The 17,202-nt window shown below is 59.3% G+C and carries 14 protein-coding genes and 1 tRNA gene; 2 read left to right on the top strand and 13 right to left on the bottom strand.

Annotation, left to right across the window (positions count from 1 at the left end):
* Positions 1-88 precede the first annotated feature (88 nt).
* The 5 genes from B5V00_RS01700 to B5V00_RS01680 all read right to left on the bottom strand — a co-directional run bounded on the left by B5V00_RS01700 (position 89) and on the right by B5V00_RS01680 (position 7,978).
* Complete coding sequence (locus tag B5V00_RS01700) at positions 89-448, bottom strand: hypothetical protein (protein ID WP_139800613.1); 360 nt, start codon at positions 446-448, stop codon at positions 89-91.
* 115 nt (positions 449-563) lie between these two features.
* Positions 564-1,562, bottom strand: a complete 999-nt coding sequence (rsgA, locus tag B5V00_RS01695; protein ID WP_245803890.1) for a ribosome small subunit-dependent GTPase A — start codon at positions 1,560-1,562, stop codon at positions 564-566.
* Entirely contained in the window at positions 1,559-4,933 is a 3,375-nt protein-coding gene (locus B5V00_RS01690) for a UvrD-helicase domain-containing protein (RefSeq protein ID WP_172399574.1), read from the bottom strand. Before B5V00_RS01690 ends, rsgA begins: the two co-directional genes overlap by 4 nt.
* Positions 4,926-7,586 carry a PD-(D/E)XK nuclease family protein gene (locus B5V00_RS01685; protein WP_085008863.1) on the bottom strand — a complete coding sequence of 887 codons (2,661 nt, stop codon included), beginning with the start codon at positions 7,584-7,586 and terminating at the stop codon, positions 4,926-4,928. Before B5V00_RS01685 ends, B5V00_RS01690 begins: the two co-directional genes overlap by 8 nt.
* A complete protein-coding gene (locus B5V00_RS01680) occupies positions 7,583-7,978 on the bottom strand; it encodes a VanZ family protein (protein ID WP_085008862.1) in 396 nt (131 codons plus the stop codon). Before B5V00_RS01680 ends, B5V00_RS01685 begins: the two co-directional genes overlap by 4 nt.
* Before the next feature lie 93 nt (positions 7,979-8,071).
* Between B5V00_RS01680 and B5V00_RS01675 the strand changes: the two genes are divergently transcribed.
* Entirely contained in the window at positions 8,072-8,539 is a 468-nt protein-coding gene (locus B5V00_RS01675) for an LEA/WHy family protein (RefSeq protein WP_085008861.1), read from the top strand.
* Positions 8,536-10,653 (top strand): M1 family metallopeptidase, encoded by a 2,118-nt coding sequence (locus tag B5V00_RS01670; protein WP_085008860.1) that lies wholly within the window; start codon positions 8,536-8,538, stop codon positions 10,651-10,653. The genes B5V00_RS01675 and B5V00_RS01670 overlap by 4 nt, the downstream gene beginning before the upstream one ends.
* 119 nt (positions 10,654-10,772) lie before the next feature.
* On the opposite strand, the gene B5V00_RS01665 is transcribed toward B5V00_RS01670, so the two are convergent.
* The 8 genes from B5V00_RS01665 to B5V00_RS01630 all read right to left on the bottom strand — a co-directional run bounded on the left by B5V00_RS01665 (position 10,773) and on the right by B5V00_RS01630 (position 17,180).
* The gene (locus B5V00_RS01665) at positions 10,773-11,303 is read right to left on the bottom strand and encodes a general secretion pathway protein GspB (RefSeq protein ID WP_085008859.1); all 531 of its coding nucleotides are present in this window, start codon (positions 11,301-11,303) and stop codon (positions 10,773-10,775) included.
* Positions 11,300-12,997, bottom strand: a complete 1,698-nt coding sequence (locus B5V00_RS01660; protein WP_085008858.1) for an ExeA family protein — start codon at positions 12,995-12,997, stop codon at positions 11,300-11,302. The genes B5V00_RS01665 and B5V00_RS01660 overlap by 4 nt, the downstream gene beginning before the upstream one ends.
* Before the next feature lie 112 nt (positions 12,998-13,109).
* Positions 13,110-13,556: a ferritin family protein gene (locus B5V00_RS01655; protein WP_172399573.1), complete on the bottom strand. Its 447-nt coding sequence runs from the start codon at positions 13,554-13,556 to the stop codon at positions 13,110-13,112.
* Between the two features lie 122 nt (positions 13,557-13,678).
* A complete protein-coding gene (locus B5V00_RS01650) occupies positions 13,679-14,779 on the bottom strand; it encodes an AAA family ATPase (protein ID WP_085008856.1) in 1,101 nt (366 codons plus the stop codon).
* Positions 14,780-14,957: 178 nt separating this feature from the next.
* On the bottom strand, positions 14,958-15,518 hold the full coding sequence (mepK, locus tag B5V00_RS01645) for a peptidoglycan L,D-endopeptidase MepK (RefSeq protein ID WP_245803889.1): 561 nt from the start codon (positions 15,516-15,518) through the stop codon (positions 14,958-14,960).
* A 107-nt stretch (positions 15,519-15,625) separates the two neighbouring features.
* Positions 15,626-15,702, bottom strand: a tRNA-Arg gene (locus tag B5V00_RS01640).
* 9 nt (positions 15,703-15,711) lie between these two features.
* Positions 15,712-16,227, bottom strand: coding sequence for an adenine phosphoribosyltransferase (locus tag B5V00_RS01635; RefSeq protein WP_085008958.1), 516 nt, complete (start codon positions 16,225-16,227; stop codon positions 15,712-15,714).
* A gap of 26 nt (positions 16,228-16,253) precedes the next feature.
* A complete protein-coding gene (locus B5V00_RS01630) occupies positions 16,254-17,180 on the bottom strand; it encodes a sigma-70 family RNA polymerase sigma factor (protein WP_425432578.1) in 927 nt (308 codons plus the stop codon).
* Between the last annotated feature and the right edge of the window lie 22 nt (positions 17,181-17,202).

Below are 17,202 nucleotides of genomic sequence, written 5' to 3'. Positions count from 1 at the left end.
GGCAGCGTACCTGCACAAGCGCAAGCCGGGATCGACACATCCCAACTTAGCAAAAATCATCATTTTAATGAAGTCCTGATTCAGGCGCTCAGTTGTTCAACGGGATGGCGTCCCAACCGGTAACGATACCCCGTTCGTCGAAGAAAACCTTGATCAACTGCCGGCGGCTGCGCACCGGAGAATAACTCAGCGGCGCCATTCCGGTTACGCTGGAGGCAAAATAACTCCAGATTTCACGCGTTCCGGGAGGATAGAGAATCTCATGGCCGGCGTAGGGCCAGAGAACCTGGTCGGTGTAGGAGATGGTGCTGGGGGAGCCGAAAACCTGAAACGCCTGGCCGCGTGTAGTCTGTCCGGCGTGCAATGTCAGGGACGCCAGCCGTGGAGAGAGGTCATGATTGCCGGTCCCGATATTCTGCGCACAGCCGGACAAAAGAAAAAACAGCAAACATATCACCAGCGCGCGCATGGAGGCCTCCGACAAGAGTGTCATGAGTCTCTCATCGGCACAACAGCGGTCATTCTTTAACTGCTGTCAACCCCGCAGGGCGTGTCATCGGCTTTCAATGGCCACCATGCCGGACGAGTTCCTGCTGCAGCTTCAAAAAACTCTGGAATCGTTCTTCGGCTAGACGGCCATCGGCCACCGCCTGTTTGACGCTGCAGTCCGGTTCTTCAAGATGACGACAATCACTGAAACGGCAATCGCGGGCAAGAACGAAAATATCCTCAAAGGCTTCTTCCAGGCTGGCGGTCTCTTTCCACAGTTGAAGTTCCCGCATGCCGGGATTATCCATCAGCAGAACACCTCCGGGCAGCCGCAGCAGCTCGCGGTGGGTGGTGGTGTGGCGCCCCTTGCCGTCACTCTCGCTGACGGTGGCGACCTGCTGCCGTTCTTCTCCCAGCAGGCGATTGATCAGTGTCGACTTGCCGACCCCGGAGGAACCGAGCATGGCAATGGTGTCACCGGTTGTCATGAAGGGTGAAAGCGCGTCCAGACCCGTCCCCTGCTCCGCACTGAGAATGACAACCGGGCAGCCGAAGGATTCAACCTGCAAACGGTAGGGTTCCGGATCTGAGCAGAGATCGGCCTTGTTGAGCAGCACCACGGCGCGGGCGCCGCTGCCGGTGACCAGCGCCAGGTAACGCTCGATCCGGCGGGGGTTGAAATCCTGGTCCAGCCCGGTGATGACGAAGACGGTGTCGACATTGGCGGCAATCACCTGCTCGACCAGACGACCCCGCCGCCCGGGAGCCTGTCGGGAAAGACAGGTCTGCCGCGGTAGAACCTCCTCGACGACAGCGCTCCGGGAAGCCCCGGCCGGTTTGAACACCACCCAGTCTCCGACCACCGGCAACAACCCGCCGACCCGTCTTTTCAAATGATGCAGGCGCCCGGGGATGCGCGCCGCAACCGGTTCATCTTCTCCGGTGAGCAGGGTGCAGAAATCACGCGTGGTCGCGATGACCCGGCCGGGCAGCAGACCTTTCCTGTCATGGCGGCGCATGGCTTCAGCCTGTATCTGCCGCCAGCCCAGCTTTATCAGAGCCTCATCATTCATGGTTCATCAATCCTGAGCAAGCGGTCAATCAAGGGAAAATAGAGCGCCGTGCAAAGTGGTCGCCCCGGTTCACGGACGGCAAACAGGCGCGCGTAAAACCCGAGTTGTTCGGCGTAATGATCTTTTTCCCTGGCCAGAAATGCGTCAACCGGTTCTTCGGCTGCCGGCTGACTGGTTTTGTAATCAACGATCCAGCGCTGTCCTTCCCGGTCGATGAAGGTACGGTCAATCGCGGCGTGAACCAGTTGCCCGCCGACCAGTCCGTGCAGGGCAAATTCGGTAGCGACCGACGTCGCCTGATCAAAGAGCAGGTCGGCATGTCGGCCGTGAAATGTCTGTTCCATCGCCGTCAGAATACGCCCGCAGCAATCCTTAAGCCGATGGGCGCCAATCCCGGCCATCAGCAGTCTTCTTTTCCAGGTCCCCTGCTGTTGGCGCAGAAAATCCCGGGTCGGCCGTACGGTTTCGGGCTGCCCATACTGTTCGAGCAGCTGGTGAACCAGGTTGCCGACCATCCGACCTTCCTGACTGCGTAAATTGATGCGCAACTCCGTGGACAGGCGACCATGTCCTGTTGAAGCACTCTGGACGCCTTCCTGTCGCGTTGCAACCGTGTCCGCAAGCGGTGGCGGCTGCCATTCGAGGGGAAGACGCTGCAGCCGTTGCGGTGGACGCTGCGGGGCAGCGTCTGACTCATTGGCGTCGCGCGGCCCGGCAAACAGGCCGCCGACCTGGTCCCAGATCCGGCCGAGCAGCGAGGAAGAGGACGGTTCCAGCTCTCCCGAAGACCTTTGCTCCAGGTGCCCGAGCAGGTGAATCCGACGAATGGCACGGGTGACGGCAACGTAGATCAACCGATCGGTTTCGAGCTGGTTCTTCTCCTGCTGCAGATGCTGGATGGCCTGGTAAGTGGCATCATCACTGCTGCTGTCAGCCCTTCTGACCGGCGCCAGCAGCAGCGAGTATTCCGGATGGTCGATCCAGTTGAGCAGCGGGCGGTCCTGGCGCGGGGCGGGACGTCCCAGTCCCGGCAGGATGACGGTGTCGAACTGCAGGCCCTTGGCCTTGTGAATGGTCATCAGCTGCAACTTGTCACCCGCCTGCGGATCAGGGGCGGCGAACAGCTGACTGAGACGCCGGTCCAACTGCTCAAAGTCGACAAGGTCTCCACCGCAGTCGAGTTCTTCGAGCAGGCAGAAGAAACGTTCGGCGTCAGGCAGCGCCGATGGATCGCAACAGGCCGGTCCGGCCAGTGCCAGCCATGTCGTTTCGACCAGCCGCCGCAACGGAACCCGCCCGCGTGTCTGCAGGGCAGAGGCAATCACCGGTCTGATCCGCTCCCAGCGCTGCTGACCGGCCACGGTCAGGCGGGGAAAGAGCTCGCCCCGATCGGCAGGCTCCTGCAACAGCTGCCAGAGCGGAGTCTGCCGGTCGGAACCGATAAGCCGCTGCAGGTCTTCGAGGGACAGCCCGCACCAGGGCGCACGCACCAGGGCCAGCCAGCTCACCCTGTCGGCCGAATGCAGCAGCGCTCTGGTCAGGGCACGCAGATCCTGGATCAGCGGCCGCATCTCAAGGCTGTCTAGATCATGGGCCAGAAAAGGCAGCCCGGCTCTTTTAAGGGCCGGGATAATCCGCTCCAGGTGGCTGCGGGCCCGGACCAGGACGGCAACCGTGCCGTCGGGATGTTCACGCTGCGCGGCGCGCACCAGTTCGACCACTTTTTCGGCTTCAGCTTCATCCTGGCGACCGCTGAAACTCCACCCCTGGACAGCCGGGCCGGCCAACATCGCCCTGGTCGCGGCCGCGGACGCGTAGGGAACGGCACCCCGCAACATGTCTTCATCCACGGGAAAGATGGTGCTGAAAACAGTGTTGACCCAGTTGACAATCCCCTGTTGAGAACGGAAGTTGGCTTCCAGTTTAAGTGCCGTCGGCCGGATGGCGCCGATTCCATCCCTGCAGACCTGCAGGAAATAGCCGACCTCGGCCTGACGGAAACGATAGATCGACTGCATCGGGTCGCCGACCAGGAAAAGAGTCCGTCCGTCGCCGGCCTGCCACCCCGCGGTCAATCGCCTGAGCAGCTCAAATTGGATATATGAGGTGTCCTGGAATTCGTCAATCAGAATGTGACGCAACCGGGCATCGAACTGCAGCAGCAGTTCTTCCGGCGCTTCCGCTGTTCCCAGGGCCCGCAGGGCCGCTCCGGCCACCTCGACAAAGTCGATTTCGCCGCATTGCCGAAAAACTTCGTTGAGTTCGGCAACCGCCAGTGGCAGCAGTTCGATCAGGGCATCGAGCAACTGCCATTGCGGATCCCCATAGCCGGCATCGGGACGGCGGCGGAAGGTGTTCAGGGCTTCGAGCAGACCGGGCTGACCGGCAAACTGATCAAGAAGCAGCAGAAACTGCTGTTTTGCCTCCGCCGCGGCCTTTCCGGCCGGGAAGCCCTGGTGCCGGTTAACCGTTTTGCGGATCATCCCCTTGCCGGTCAGAACCAGCTTCAGCAGCTGGTCCCAGCAGGCCAGTTCGGCCTCCAGGGAGGACTCGCGGTTTTCCAGGCACTCCCGCAGATCCCCTTCTCCGACGTCAGCCAGGTTCTCGGCCGCCACCTCGGCCGCCTGGAAAAGGCGCATTTCCAGGTCCTGCCCAAGCCGCCCTTTCAATCGCTGCAACAACTCCCGGCTGAACCCCCGCAGCCCCTCTTCCAGCTGTTCTCGAGCCTGCTGGTGGCGACGGTCGAGCAGACAACGCAACCATTGATCGCGTCGTCCAAGCAGGCTGACAACCATATCCCGCAGACGGCTGAGCTGATTGTCGAGATGATCAAGCAGCAGGGCCACCGAGTCCCCGCCCGGTTCACCACTTTCGAGGCGGGCCAGCAGCTTCTCGCCGGCGAGACGGTAGAGTTCTCCGGCATCCTGACTGATACGAGGCGGCGCCCCGAAACGGCTCAACCAGGGCATGCGTCGAGTCAACAGACTGCAGAAACTGTCGATGGTCTGCAATTGCAGTCGCGCTGGATTGCGCAACAGGTCCCATCCCCGGCGATCGGCATGCCGCAACGCCTTGCGGGCGAGCCCCCAGGTCTGCCGGGCGTGCGGCTCATCGGGCGCCGGTTTGTCCGCTGCGTCGTGCAGCGACGCCAGCAGCCGACCGCGCATTTCAGCCGCCGCTTTGCGGGTAAAGGTAATCGCAAGAATCTCTTCCGGCTCGGCAACCGTGCTCAGCAGTGCCAGCAGTCGTTGCGTCAACAACTCGGTTTTGCCTGAACCGGCCGGGGCCTGGACAATAAAGGAACGTCCCGGGTCGAGAGCCTCGCGACGAGCCTGCAGATCATTTTGCGGTGGCGCCAGGGCGTCAGTCACGGGGAATCTCCTCAACCATCAGGTCGTATTCAAGCCGACGGCAGAACGGAAGCAGATCGCAGTAACGACAGGCCTTGACCTCATCGATCGGGTCAACCCTGGCCTGCCCGTCGACAAACTCATCAGCCAGTTGTTCAAGGGTGGCCCGCCAATGCCGCAGAACATCGTCGAAATCCTCCCGGCCGTATTCATCAAGCAGACGTTCCATGGTCCGGGCCGATCGCTCATCCCAGGCGCAGTCGGTCCGCAGCAGACCATGAAAACCGTTTTCGTCAGGTCGACAATGGACCCGCGCGAAGAGGGCGCCGCCGACCTCTTCCGGCGGCATGCCGAAACAGTAGATCGGCAGTTGTGGCTCGCTGACCCGGTCATCGAGCCACTGGCTCACATCCGGTTTGCCGGTCTTGTAGTCAATAACCAGCTGCCGACCGTTTTCCAGTCGGTCGATGCGATCGATGCGGGTACGAACAGCGAGGTTGCCGATGGTCACCTGTCGACTCTGTTCTGTCGCGATGACCTCGAACGGGGGACGATCATATTCTTTCTCAAGCCAGTTGCGGGCGACACGTTGCAGACGCTGCAGCTCGATCCGACGCTGACGGTTGGGCAGGTCAAGACGTTTTTCCTTCTCAAAGGCCTGCAGGGCATCTTCGGCGGAACGGGCCAATTCCCGGGCAAGCTCCTCGTCACTGAGTATGAGCAGTTGCCGCCGGCTGCAGATCCGGGACCAGAAGGATTCAAGCAGTCCGTGAACGAGGGTGCCGCGACTCATCGGATCAAGGCCGATGTCCGGGTATTCAAGCCCCCGCGCCAACAGACGGTGATGCGCAAAGGCGCGAAACGGGCACAGTGCCTGGTCTTTGAGAATGCCGGTACCTCCCTTGAAGGGGATGCCGGCGGGGATGCCGGGCCCCTGCGGATCCTGCCAGGTCTCAAGAACAACGGAGCCAGTCAACAATCGGCGCGGATCGTTGCCGGGCGCACACTCGGGCAGGTTTTCCGGAAGATCCGCAAGCAGCGGGCTCGGCCGGCATTCAGCCCCGTCGATACTGCCAGGCCAGCTGACAACAACCTGGTCGGCGGCATGAAACAGGCGTTGACAGGCACGTTGGGCAAACTCCAGCTCCCGCCCGGCATCGGCATGGGGCATGGCCATCTCCTTCTGCAGCGCCAGGGGCAGAAAGGGATTGGGACGCGCCGGGACCGGAAACGCGCCGTCGTGCATTCCCAGCATCCAGAGCGCATCAAAGGACTGCCCGCTCGACTCCAGCAGGCCGAGGACCTGCAGCCGTGAAGGGGCCTCCTCGATCTGGAATTCCGTTTCCCGGGCCATGCGCTGCAAAAGACCGACGGCAACGTGACGTTCAACCGGGGAGGAAACCAGGTCCAGGCTGGCGAGACGATGCAGCAGGTCGAGGAATTTTTCCACCAGCTGGTACTGGCGGCTGTCAATCGCGCCTTCTCCGGGCCAGCCGACCGCTTCGAGCAGCCGCGCCATCTGTTCACTCCAAAGCCCGGGCCGCCTGAGACGACGATCGGCAACCCAGTCCCGAAGATGCTTCAGAATGGCAAGAAAGCGGGGAAGCGTCCCGAGCTTTTCAACCATGCGGATGAGACGCGGCAACGGCACCACGCTCTGGCCGTTGTTACGCAGTTCCAGGTCAGCCAGGGCGCGGGCCCTGCCCTCCGCGACAGAGTGCCCCAGGAAGGGGGAGCGGAGCAGCAGACCCGCTTCGGCGAGTTCAATCCGGTTGCCGCAGCCGAACAGGGTGAGGGCAAGCCGCACCGGGCCCTCCTCGGCCAGACAGGACCCGAGAGAGAACCCGGCCGGGTGGGCCGTTCCGAACTGCAGAGCCTGCCGCGGGCCCAATTCCGCCTGCAGCTGGTCTCGCAACAGGGAAAGGTAATCCCCCAGAGCCGGGGCAACGATACCGATACGGGCCCGCGGATCCCGCTCCAGCAGCAGCCGCGTCCAACGGGCGCAGAGGCGCACCTCCTCCTGCGGATCTGTGGCACAACAGCGGCTCACCGAACGGGCAGGCCCTCCGTCATCGGTTATGACCTCGACACGCGTGCCCGCATTTTCAAGCGACCGCAACAGATCCTCAAGGCTGGGTGGAAGCAGATCGAACCCGGCGAGGGTCAAAATTTCGGGAGCCTTGATTCTGCCCTGCGCCAGGCCGGTGGCGATCAAACCCGGCAATGCGGCCGGAATCAGCCAGCCCGCTTCCGCGGCACGTCGTTCCCAGTCCCGCAGCCAGCGTCTGAATGCCGCGACATCGTCGCTCATAGGATAACGATCAATGTTGCCGCCGTACTGCAGCAACAACTGCTGGGCGGCCGATGCGGTTTCAGCGCTGGAGGAAACCTGCAGTAATCCGGAAGCGTTGTGACGGGCGATGTCCTCTTCAATAATCTCTTCCCACAGACGACGAACCTGACCGTCATTGAGAAGCCTGGCGGTCAGGCCGAGTTCATCCCCGCGGGCGGACAGCCAGGCGGACAGGGGCATGATGGCCGGCCGTTCCCAGCAGAGAATTCCGGTTGCCGCCTGTTGCTGATCGTAGCGGGAAATCAGGGTGGCGGCCAGGCGGTTGTTGGCCGTCAGGAGCGGACCTCGCGCGGCCAACTCCAGGATGGGGGTGTCCATCATCGGTATCGAGTCTCCCGGCGCAGCCAGATGATAACCAGATGCATCAACACCAATCCGGTCAGGGTCCCGACCAGGTTGGCGGCCAGGTCAGTCCATTCAAAACAACGCCCGAGGTTCAATACCCCCTGCAGAAACTCGAACAGGGCACCGGTCCCCCAGGCCATCCCGGCCGCCCACAACAGGCGGACACGGTTCACCAGTCGCGGAGAGAGTACAACAAACAGGAGCGGGCCGAGAACCGCGTAGGCAAGCGCGTGCTCCAACTTGTCCCAGGAGATGATATCAGGCGGTTGCGGCGGATTCGGCATCAACGACAACACCCCGAGCAGAGCAAGGTAAAGCCCGAGAATGATTCTCAGGATCGGTCTGAGTTGAAATTTCAAAGGACGCATCGGCTCGCTCTGGTAAGATAATATGCGTTTACGGGCGGTCCGGTCGGCGGCGGCCCTGACGGCTGCCAATTGACTCTGAAGTTGGGACAGAATATGACACAAGGCAAGAACTGGTTGCTCATAATTGTTATCCTGCTGTTGTTGACGGCCTGTTCAACGGTCCGTCCTGAACCGCCGGATGTTTCTCTTCAAAGCCTGGAACTGAAGGACTTCAACCTGAGCCACGCCCTGCTTCAGGCTGAACTTGAACTTCATAATCCGAACGGTTTCAGTCTGACAATCCGACACGCGGACTACAGGTTGAAACTGAACGACATCGAAATTTCCAACGGCCGGTCGAACACGGCTGTCGACATTCCGGCCCACGGCCGTGGGATACTGACCCTGGACCTGACGGCCGCCTATTTGGACCTGATCCGTTTTCTGAACAAAAGTTCTTCGACTCAGCCCCTGGAGTATCAGCTCGACGGCACGATCGAAATCGGCGGGTTCGGAATTTTCAGTTATCCCTTCCCGATCCACGAGCAAGGCACAATCGATCTGCAGGAGTGGTTGCAATGAAGAATGCCGACCGACGGATTATAAAGGATTCTCCGCCGTTGCGCATCCTGCTTTTCCTGCTGCTGCTGTTTCCCGGGGTTGCCATCGCCGCAGATCCGCCCTCGGCGGCCATACACCATCAACTGGACATCCGTCTCAACCCGGAGAAGGGTCTGCTTGTCGGCCTCGACCGTATCTCCGGCGACACGCCGCTCGGCGATCTCGATCTGCGGTTGAACACTGCAGCGGCCGGGGTTACAGTCACCTCGGGCGATCGCCCGCTGCCGTTTCGGCGCCGTGGAGAACACCTGCTGATCGCGGCCGGGAATTCCATGAACATGACCGTCCATTGGCGAATCCTTCTTGACGACAGAAAACAAGCGGATCCCGAACATGATGAAGATCCCAGCTACGGAGTTCGGCTGGAGATGACCGCTCGGGGCGGTTTCCTGGATGCGGACACCGCCTGGTATCCGTACCGGGAGGAGCAATCCTCGACTTTCTCTATCCGGGTCAGACTCCCGGCGGGTTACTGGGCGGTGACCGCCGGAGAGATTACCGACTGGACCGCCGGGGATGAAGAGAACCGCATCTGTTTCCGTGTCGACTATCCCCTGCCCGGTCTGACCCTGGCGGTCGGTCCCTGGCGACTGCGCGAGGACCGCTCCGGCCCGATTCCTCTCTACACATTTTTCGGCCGGGACAACGCTGCACTCTCCACCACCTATCTTTCCGCGGCGCGCTCCTTCCTGGCCCTGTATGAGTCACTGTTCGGCCCCTACCCGTTTCACAAATTCGCCATGGTGGAGAATTTCATCCCGACCGGCTACGGCTTCCCCTCATGGACCCTGCTCGGCAGCCGTGTCATCAGCCTCCCCTTCATCGTTAGAACCAGCCTGGGCCATGAAATCGCCCATTCCTGGTGGGGCAACGGCGTCCGCGTTGACGCCCGGCACGGCAACTGGTCGGAAGGACTGACAACCTATGTTGCCGACTATCTCTACAAGGAACGCCAGGGGAAAGAAGCGGCCAAAGACTATCGACGGAAAATTCTCCGCGAATACGCAACCCTGGTTCCCGAACAGGCGATGCCCCTGAACCGTTTCCGGTCCCGGTTCGACAAGGCCAGCCAGGCGATCGGCTACGGCAAGGCGGCGATGGTCTTTCACCTGATCCGGAGACGGATCGGGGACCGGGCGTTCTGGTCAGCCCTGCGCCGACTGGCGGAAGAAAAAATGTACCGGCGGGCCGACTGGCAGGATCTGCTGGATACTTTTTCCGCTGTTTCCGGTATTCCCCTGGAGGACGAAATTCGCCCCTGGCTGGAACGGGACGACATTCCGGATCTTCAGTTGAACGACTTGCAAAGAGCAGCAACCGACGGCGGATGGCGGATCAAAGGAGTGCTGCAGCAACGGACCGGCCCCTACCCGCTGCGGTTGCCGGTCGTCATCCGCACCCGCTCCGGTCGGGAGGAGCGGACCTTGCGCGTTACCGCAAAGCGCACGGAATTCAGCTTCAACTGCGGCGGGCAACCCCTGGCATTCAGCATTGACCCCGACAACCAGGTGATGCGGCGACTGGCCAGGGAGGAGATCCCGGTCACGATCAACAACCTGCGGGCGGCGCCACAGCTGCGGGTCATTGAACACCCGGGCCTCCAGGCCGGACAGAAACAGGCCGTCCGGCGGCTGCTGGACGGCCTGCGAAAAACCACCGCCAGAATTACAGTCGGGACATCGCTGGAAGATAATAATTCTTCAGAAACCGTTCTTTATGTAGCATCGTTTAAGACTATACCTGAAGACTGGCGTCCGCCCGGGTTGTCATCTTCCGCGACCGGAAAGCTCATCTTCAACGGCCGGGAAATTTCCGCGGCAACATCCCTGTTCAGTGTCTGGCCGAAGGCGGATGGCGGACTGAAGGCCCTGTTCCTTCCGACCGACAGCCCGGAGGCCGCAGCAGTGGCCCGTAAAATTCCCCATTACGGCCGGTACAGTTACCTGCTGTTCAACGGCAGTCAAAATTATCTCAAAGGGACCCGGGAAGCCGGACATTCGCCATTGAGTTTTACCTGGCCCGATCACAACCTTCTTCCCGGGGGAAGAACGACCGCCGCCAAAGGACATGATTGAACCGCTGCGGAAACCAGTATCCACCGGGGGAGCAAGCTGAAAATGAACGGACAACTGACGATCTTGTGGGCGTTACTGATCGGGACAACTCCCTGAAAAGAGTTCCCTGCCCTCATCGGTCAGGGCAGGTCGGACAGGGGAACCGAAAACTGTTTCCCCTTGAACCGAAAAACCACCTTGTCGGGAAGAATCTCGACAACTTCGACCCCGGCCACGGTTGTCCCGGCCAGGACCGGAAGATCGTTGACAACCGCCATCCGGTTTTCGGCATTCGACTGATAGGCAATGCCGGAAACGACCAGGCGGGGATGTTCAAAGCGATCGGCTGGCTGGGACTGCGCTGGCTGGGACTGCGCTGGCTGGGACTGCGCTGGCTGGGTCTGCACCGGCGGGGTCTGCACCGGCGGGGTCTGCACCGGCGGGGTCTGCACCGGCTGCCGCATAGCTTCGGGAAGAAACATCCGGGCGACAAACATCCCTCCCAGGGTCCCGCCCAGAACCAGCACGATCAGTATCAACGGCATGAGCCAGTTTCGTTTTCCTGACCGGCCGGTGGCGCGCAGAATATCCGTGGCGATGTCAACCTTGCCCTGCTGCCGGCGATTTTTTTCTTCTTCGAGCTTTTTCAATGCCTTGAGAATAGAACTCATGCCCCTTCCTCCCGGGAAGTCGACGCCCCAAGCTCGGCCTCGAAAAAACCTGCCGCGCGGTACAGCAGGATCAGGGTCTGCGGTCCGATCCGACCATCCTGAAGCAGGCCCGAATCCGCCTGAAAACGGGTGACTGCAGAGACGGTCGGTTGGTCGAAAACCCCGGTGGGGTTGCCCCGATAATAACCGGCCTTGGCGAGCAGTTGCTGAATACGTTCGATATCGGTTCCTCGTTGACCCGGCTGCCCGACAGGGGAAAGTCCGTCATGATTCCGCCACAGCAGAATCGCTCGTCCAGACCAGAGGGCTTTCAACTCTTCGGTCCGCAGCAGGTCAATTCCGGCCATCACAGGCGCATAACGATAACCGCCGCTGTCAACACCGGTCAGGGCAAGATATCGCCGGCCACGGGCACCCGGTACTGTCAGGTCGAGAATGACTGGCAGATTGAAACGTAACAGACCCTCCAGTCCGCCGGTGTAGGACGCCACGTCCAGTCCCCGGGTCGAGGCCGCATGAGCGATGTCGTTGACGGCAAGTCGCTCTCCGTCCTTCAGCGGTGGAAGATGCCAGATGGCGAGCAAAGCGTTGCAGGCCACGCCGATACGTGCGGCATCCGGCGACCGGTCAAGGGAACGCCTCAGGCGGAACAATCTTTTTTCCAGCCCGGGGTTGTCCGTGGTACCGGAAACAGGCGATTCCAGGACGCTTGACGAAGGCACCGATCGATGAGGTGATTCAGCAGCGGGAAGGGGCTGTTCAACCGACAGCGATGCGCCGGACAGATTTTTTTCCTGATCGTAGAACCAGAAACCGGCCGCGAGGATGACAGCCGCCAGCAGGAGTGTCGCATAAAGGTAACGGCGGCCACCGCTGTCATGTCCCTTTTCGCGCCAGAGTTCTTTACGGGCCTGACGCACATGCTTGTCAGTGACCTGGCTGCCGTTTTCACTGAAACAGACCAGCAGGCAACGGTCGCAGAGAATATTGATGAGCCGGGGATTGCCACCACTGCGTTTAAGAATAAGCTTGAGTGCGGCGGGGGTGAAAAGATCGGAACGGGACTGCCCGGCAACGGACATCCGATGCTGAATGTAACGCAGGGAGTCTTCTTCCGTCATCGTCTCAAGGTGATAGCTGACGGTAATCCGTTGCCGCAGCTGCCGCAGGTCGTCACGGCGGAGCATCTGCTGCAGTTCCGGTTGCCCGACCAGGATAATCTGGATCAGTTTATCCGTTTCGGTTTCAAGATTGGAAAGCAGTCGTATCTGCTCAAGAACATCGGGAGACAGGTTCTGGGCTTCATCAACCACCAGAACAACGGTATGACCATCCCGGTTCTGCTGCAGCAGAAAATCGTTCAAAAGGCTCTGCAGTTCCGACAGGCTGCCGGTATCGGCGGCAATTCCGAATTCCCGGTTGATGCTCTGCAGCAGTTCGACCGCGTCAAGGCGGGGGTTGAAGATCAGTGCCAGACGATACAGCTCATCATCAAGCTGCTTGAACAAGGTTCTTAAAACCGTTGTTTTGCCGGTTCCAACTTCCCCCGTTACTTCAATGAAACCGCAATGGTTCTGAATGCCGTAGAGCAGATGAGCGAAGACCTCCTTATGGGTCGCGCTCAGAAACATGAAGTCCGGGTTCGGAGTGATATTGAACGGCTTTTTTTCAAAACCGAAATGCTTCAGATACATGGGTGCCTCGAATACGGGTTGACAGCGGTATTAATTTTTCACAGCTGCCCTGTTATTGCAAGAAAACTGACCACCCCAACGGCACCCGGGCGGAGAAAGGAAAAACAAGGGGTCAGTTGCGCAGAGAGTATTCTTTGAGACGGGCGACATGGGTTTCATCCGCCTTGCCCAGCCGGTTGAAGGTTTCCTGCATCGTCGGATCCAGACACTCAACGGCCAGGCGGAGATGCACCCGCATGAAATCCTCTTCCAGTTTCAACAGCGCCATGACCGCTTCCCGTTCACTCAGTGTTTTCATCCTCACCAGGTCGAAAGTTTCCTGAACCCCCACCAGCAGCCGACGGGCCTCATCCTCGGCGATATGATAACCGGCGTACGTTTTATCGGGCTCAAACCGCTGGGCGAACTGCAACAGCCGGGCATGTTCCAGTTCGTCCCGGGCCATCTCTTCCCAGATCAACCGCAGCTCACTTCCCGTCGGCAATTGTTCGGCCAGGCAAGAATAAACCCGGCTGACGGTTTCCTCAATTTCAGCACAGATTTCGAGTTGTTTGATCATGGAGACCCTCCTGGCAGGAATAAAACCGGAAAACGATATCGGATGGAGTATAGCGAACCTCGGGAAATGTACAAACATCATCAGCCACCGCGGTGGCCGGATGTGTCGAACAGCGACAGCCATCAAATCCGGAAAAGTTCATCGATGGCGTTAAAGTCAAGTTCGGTTTCGGCCAGTTTCTGGACGAGATTGATTTTTTCCTCGTCCTCGGCAGTTATCTTGGAGACGTAATTTTCCAGTCGGGAAAATATTTCCGCCGTGGTTCGTTGTTCGCAGCGCATGTATGGAATCCTGCTGTCTTCGAGAATCTTCCGGGTAATGGCGGAAACGGGGGCAACACCGGTAATGACAATACCGGCAATCTTTTCGAAATATTCGGGCATGTGATAAAGGGTCGACAGCATGACCAGAAGTTCATCGCGACTACTGGTCACAACCAGCAGGGTCGAAGGCAACAGCAGGTCGACAACCCGCTGCGTAGACGCCGCCCCGAGCTGCACATGGTGCACAATGCGCGAAATCTGCCGGGAATCGCCCTCAAGCTCAAGGTCGAGCAGGCGGGAAACGGTCAGCAGGGTCGGATTGGCCAGGATCTGTGAATAGTTGAATCCGGCCTGTACGGCAATGCCCTTCGGCAGCATCGCCTGTTTCAGGTAATGCAGCACCAGTTCGCGGTTGCGACCACGGATCTTGTTGGGCAGCACCAGTTTGACATCCGCACCTTCTGCATCGAACAGCGCCAGGTTGAGGCAGATGTCATCAACCGCACTGCCGATACCGGCCCCCGAGACCATCAGCACCGGAGCCTCCACGGCACGGGCGACCCTGGCATTGCTGATGCCGGCAACCGAACCGACGCCCACATGACCTGCGCCCTCAAGGACCAGGTAGTCCACTCTTTCCTCCAACTCCCTGACCGCCTCAACGATTCTTTCCAGCAGGGCTTCGGGACGGATATAGCCATCCAGGATGCGCCGGGTATCTCCAGTTTCAAGCACAACCGGAGACATCAGGCTGATGTCGCCGGCCAGGTCATAGACCCGGGCCATCAGCTTGGCATCCATATCGACGTCCCGCCCTTCAAACCTGGCACTTTTCGGGCCGAAGGGTTTAATAAACCCGATCCGCTCATATTTTTTACGCGCCATGTGCAGCAGGGAGAGACTGATGGTGGTTTTGCCGCAATTCTGACCGGTGGCGGCGACGAAAATCTTCTTGGCCACTTGGTGACTCCTGGATACGTCGTAAAATCGTTCAGCAATCATCTGAAGAAACGAACCCATGACCGGCGAAAGCTCAAACTCACTGATTCAGGGTATAGAATACAGGGTGGCCGGAAGGCTGAAAAGAAAAAAGGTCTGCCGTCAAGACAGACCTTCGGGTGAGATATGAAAGCTGATGCTACCAGTAGCGAACGCGGCCGGTATCGACGTGAACAAAATTCGATTTCGGGTAATAACCGACGCCTCCGCCCTTGACGGCAACGGCCGCCGCCCGCAGGCGGGACAGGTCACAACCGGGCAGCCGGATATCGATCGCCTTGCCCAGCATGTGCAGGCTGTGTTTCGCGACACCGCGGCTGCGCCTGCGCAAAAGTTCATTGGTGCGTGGGGAACGGTAACCTGAAATGACCTGGAATTCGGCACAGGCACCTAAACGGTTCTGAACGCCGTAGAGCAGATCGAACAATTGCGGATCAATCTCCTTGAGTTCCCCGGTACGATAATCCCGCAACAGGTAATTCAGAGCCTCAAGAGCATCTTTCTGATATCCCTGCGGAGTTCGATAAGGGATCTCTTTCAACACCTCGCCGGTATGCAGGTTGTGAAGGCTGAGGCAGCGTTCGGTCGTCAAATCCCCGTCAGCATAAGCAAAAACCGGCAGCGGCAGCAGCAGGCCGAGGCCGGCGCCAACCCCCGCCTTGAGAACTTCTCTTCGTGTCAACCTGTTGAAAACTTTCAAAAACAAAAACTCCGTGATCGTTATTTGTCCAGCCGGGAACACGGCCGCAACTCTCGCAGCAAACGCTGACTTGTCCCATGCAATATTCTTTCCAACAGAACAATAACTGGCGGCCCCGACAGGATTCGAACCTGTGACCCTTCGCTTAGGAGGCGAATGCTCTATCCAGCTGAGCTACGGGGCCAAGAGAATGTCAGAATTGAAGAAGGCTGTGGACCTTACCCTCAGGAAGGCGTTTGCGACCTTGAAGAAATTCAAGTTCGGCCAGAAAGGCACATTCAACAATCTCTGCCTGCAGTTGCTGCACAAGGTCAACCACCGCGGCAACCGTTCCGCCGGTCGCCAGCAGATCGTCAGCGATAAGAACTTTCTCACCCGGTTCAAAAGCATCGATATGAATTTCAAGAGTATCGGTGCCATATTCAAGTTCGTAGGTTTTCCGCAGGGTTTTCCACGGCAGTTTTCCCGGCTTGCGGACCAGGGCGATGCCAGTACCGAGCTTGTAGGCAAGTGCCGAACCGAGGATGAAACCACGCGCCTCGACGCCGACAACTTTCTGGATCCCCTGTCCCAGATAACGATGAGCCATCAGGTCAATCATGCGTTGGAAGTTGCGACCATCCGCCAGCAGCGTGGTGATGTCCTTGAAAACAATTCCCTTCTTGGGAAAATCGGGCACATCGCGAATAATTCTTTTCAACTCATCCATGACGGAGTCCTTTTCCAGGAGCGGATTCAATCTTCATCCGGGTCCTGCCCAGCGGCGCGTTTTTCGGCCATGATGCGTCTCAACTTATCGAGACTCTTGGCCTCAATCTGGCGGATGCGTTCTCGCGTTACGCCGAATTTCCGGCCGATGGTGTCCAGCGTCTGCGGTTCACGGTCATTCAGACCGAAACGCAGGCTGAGGATTTCCTGCTCACTTTCCGAGAGAGTCGACATCCACTCCGAAACATGGTTGAAACGGTCGAGATCTTCAGCCAGGGTCAGGGGATTGAGGGCTGAGGCATCCTCAATCGTATCCATCAGGCTGTAATCGTTGTTTTCTCCCATCGGATGTTCGATGGAGTAGGTTTTCTTGACCAGCACCATCAACCGATTGACATAGGCCGGTTCAACGCCCATCGCCGAAGCGATCTCGTCCACCTTCGGCTCCCGTCGGAATTTCGGTACCAGTTCACGGGTGACCTTGATCAGCTTGTTGATATCGTCGGAAACATGGACAGGCAGACGAATCGTTCGGCTCTGGTTGACCAGCGCCCGTTCAATCGACTGCCTTATCCACCAGGTGGCATAGGTCGAAAAACGGCATTCCTTGCTCAGCTTGAATCGTTCGACCGCCTTGATCAACCCCATATTGCCTTCTTCGATCAGGTCAAGGAAGGGCAACCCGCGATTCATGTACCGTTTGGCGATCTTGACCACCAGGCGCAGATTGGACTCGATCATGCGATCCCGAGCCGCCATGTCTCCGGTCGAAATCCTGCGGGCCAGTTCGCGTTCTTCAGCCGCCGTCAGGAGATTGGTCTTCTGGATCTCCTTCAGATAAAGCTTGATGGCATCGTCGGAATGGCTCTCATCCGCAGCGGTTTTTTCCCGGCGAGCTTCTTCCTTCAACTGCGCAACCGTCGGTTCCGGGACATCCTCGACACCGGGTCGCATAACGGTCGAAGTCCCCGCTTCC

Source organism: Geothermobacter hydrogeniphilus, from assembly GCF_002093115.1.
Lineage (GTDB): Bacteria > Desulfobacterota > Desulfuromonadia > Desulfuromonadales > Geothermobacteraceae > Geothermobacter_A > Geothermobacter_A hydrogeniphilus.
Note: the sequence above shows the minus strand (reverse complement) of the source record. Positions and strands in the feature narration are given on the sequence as shown.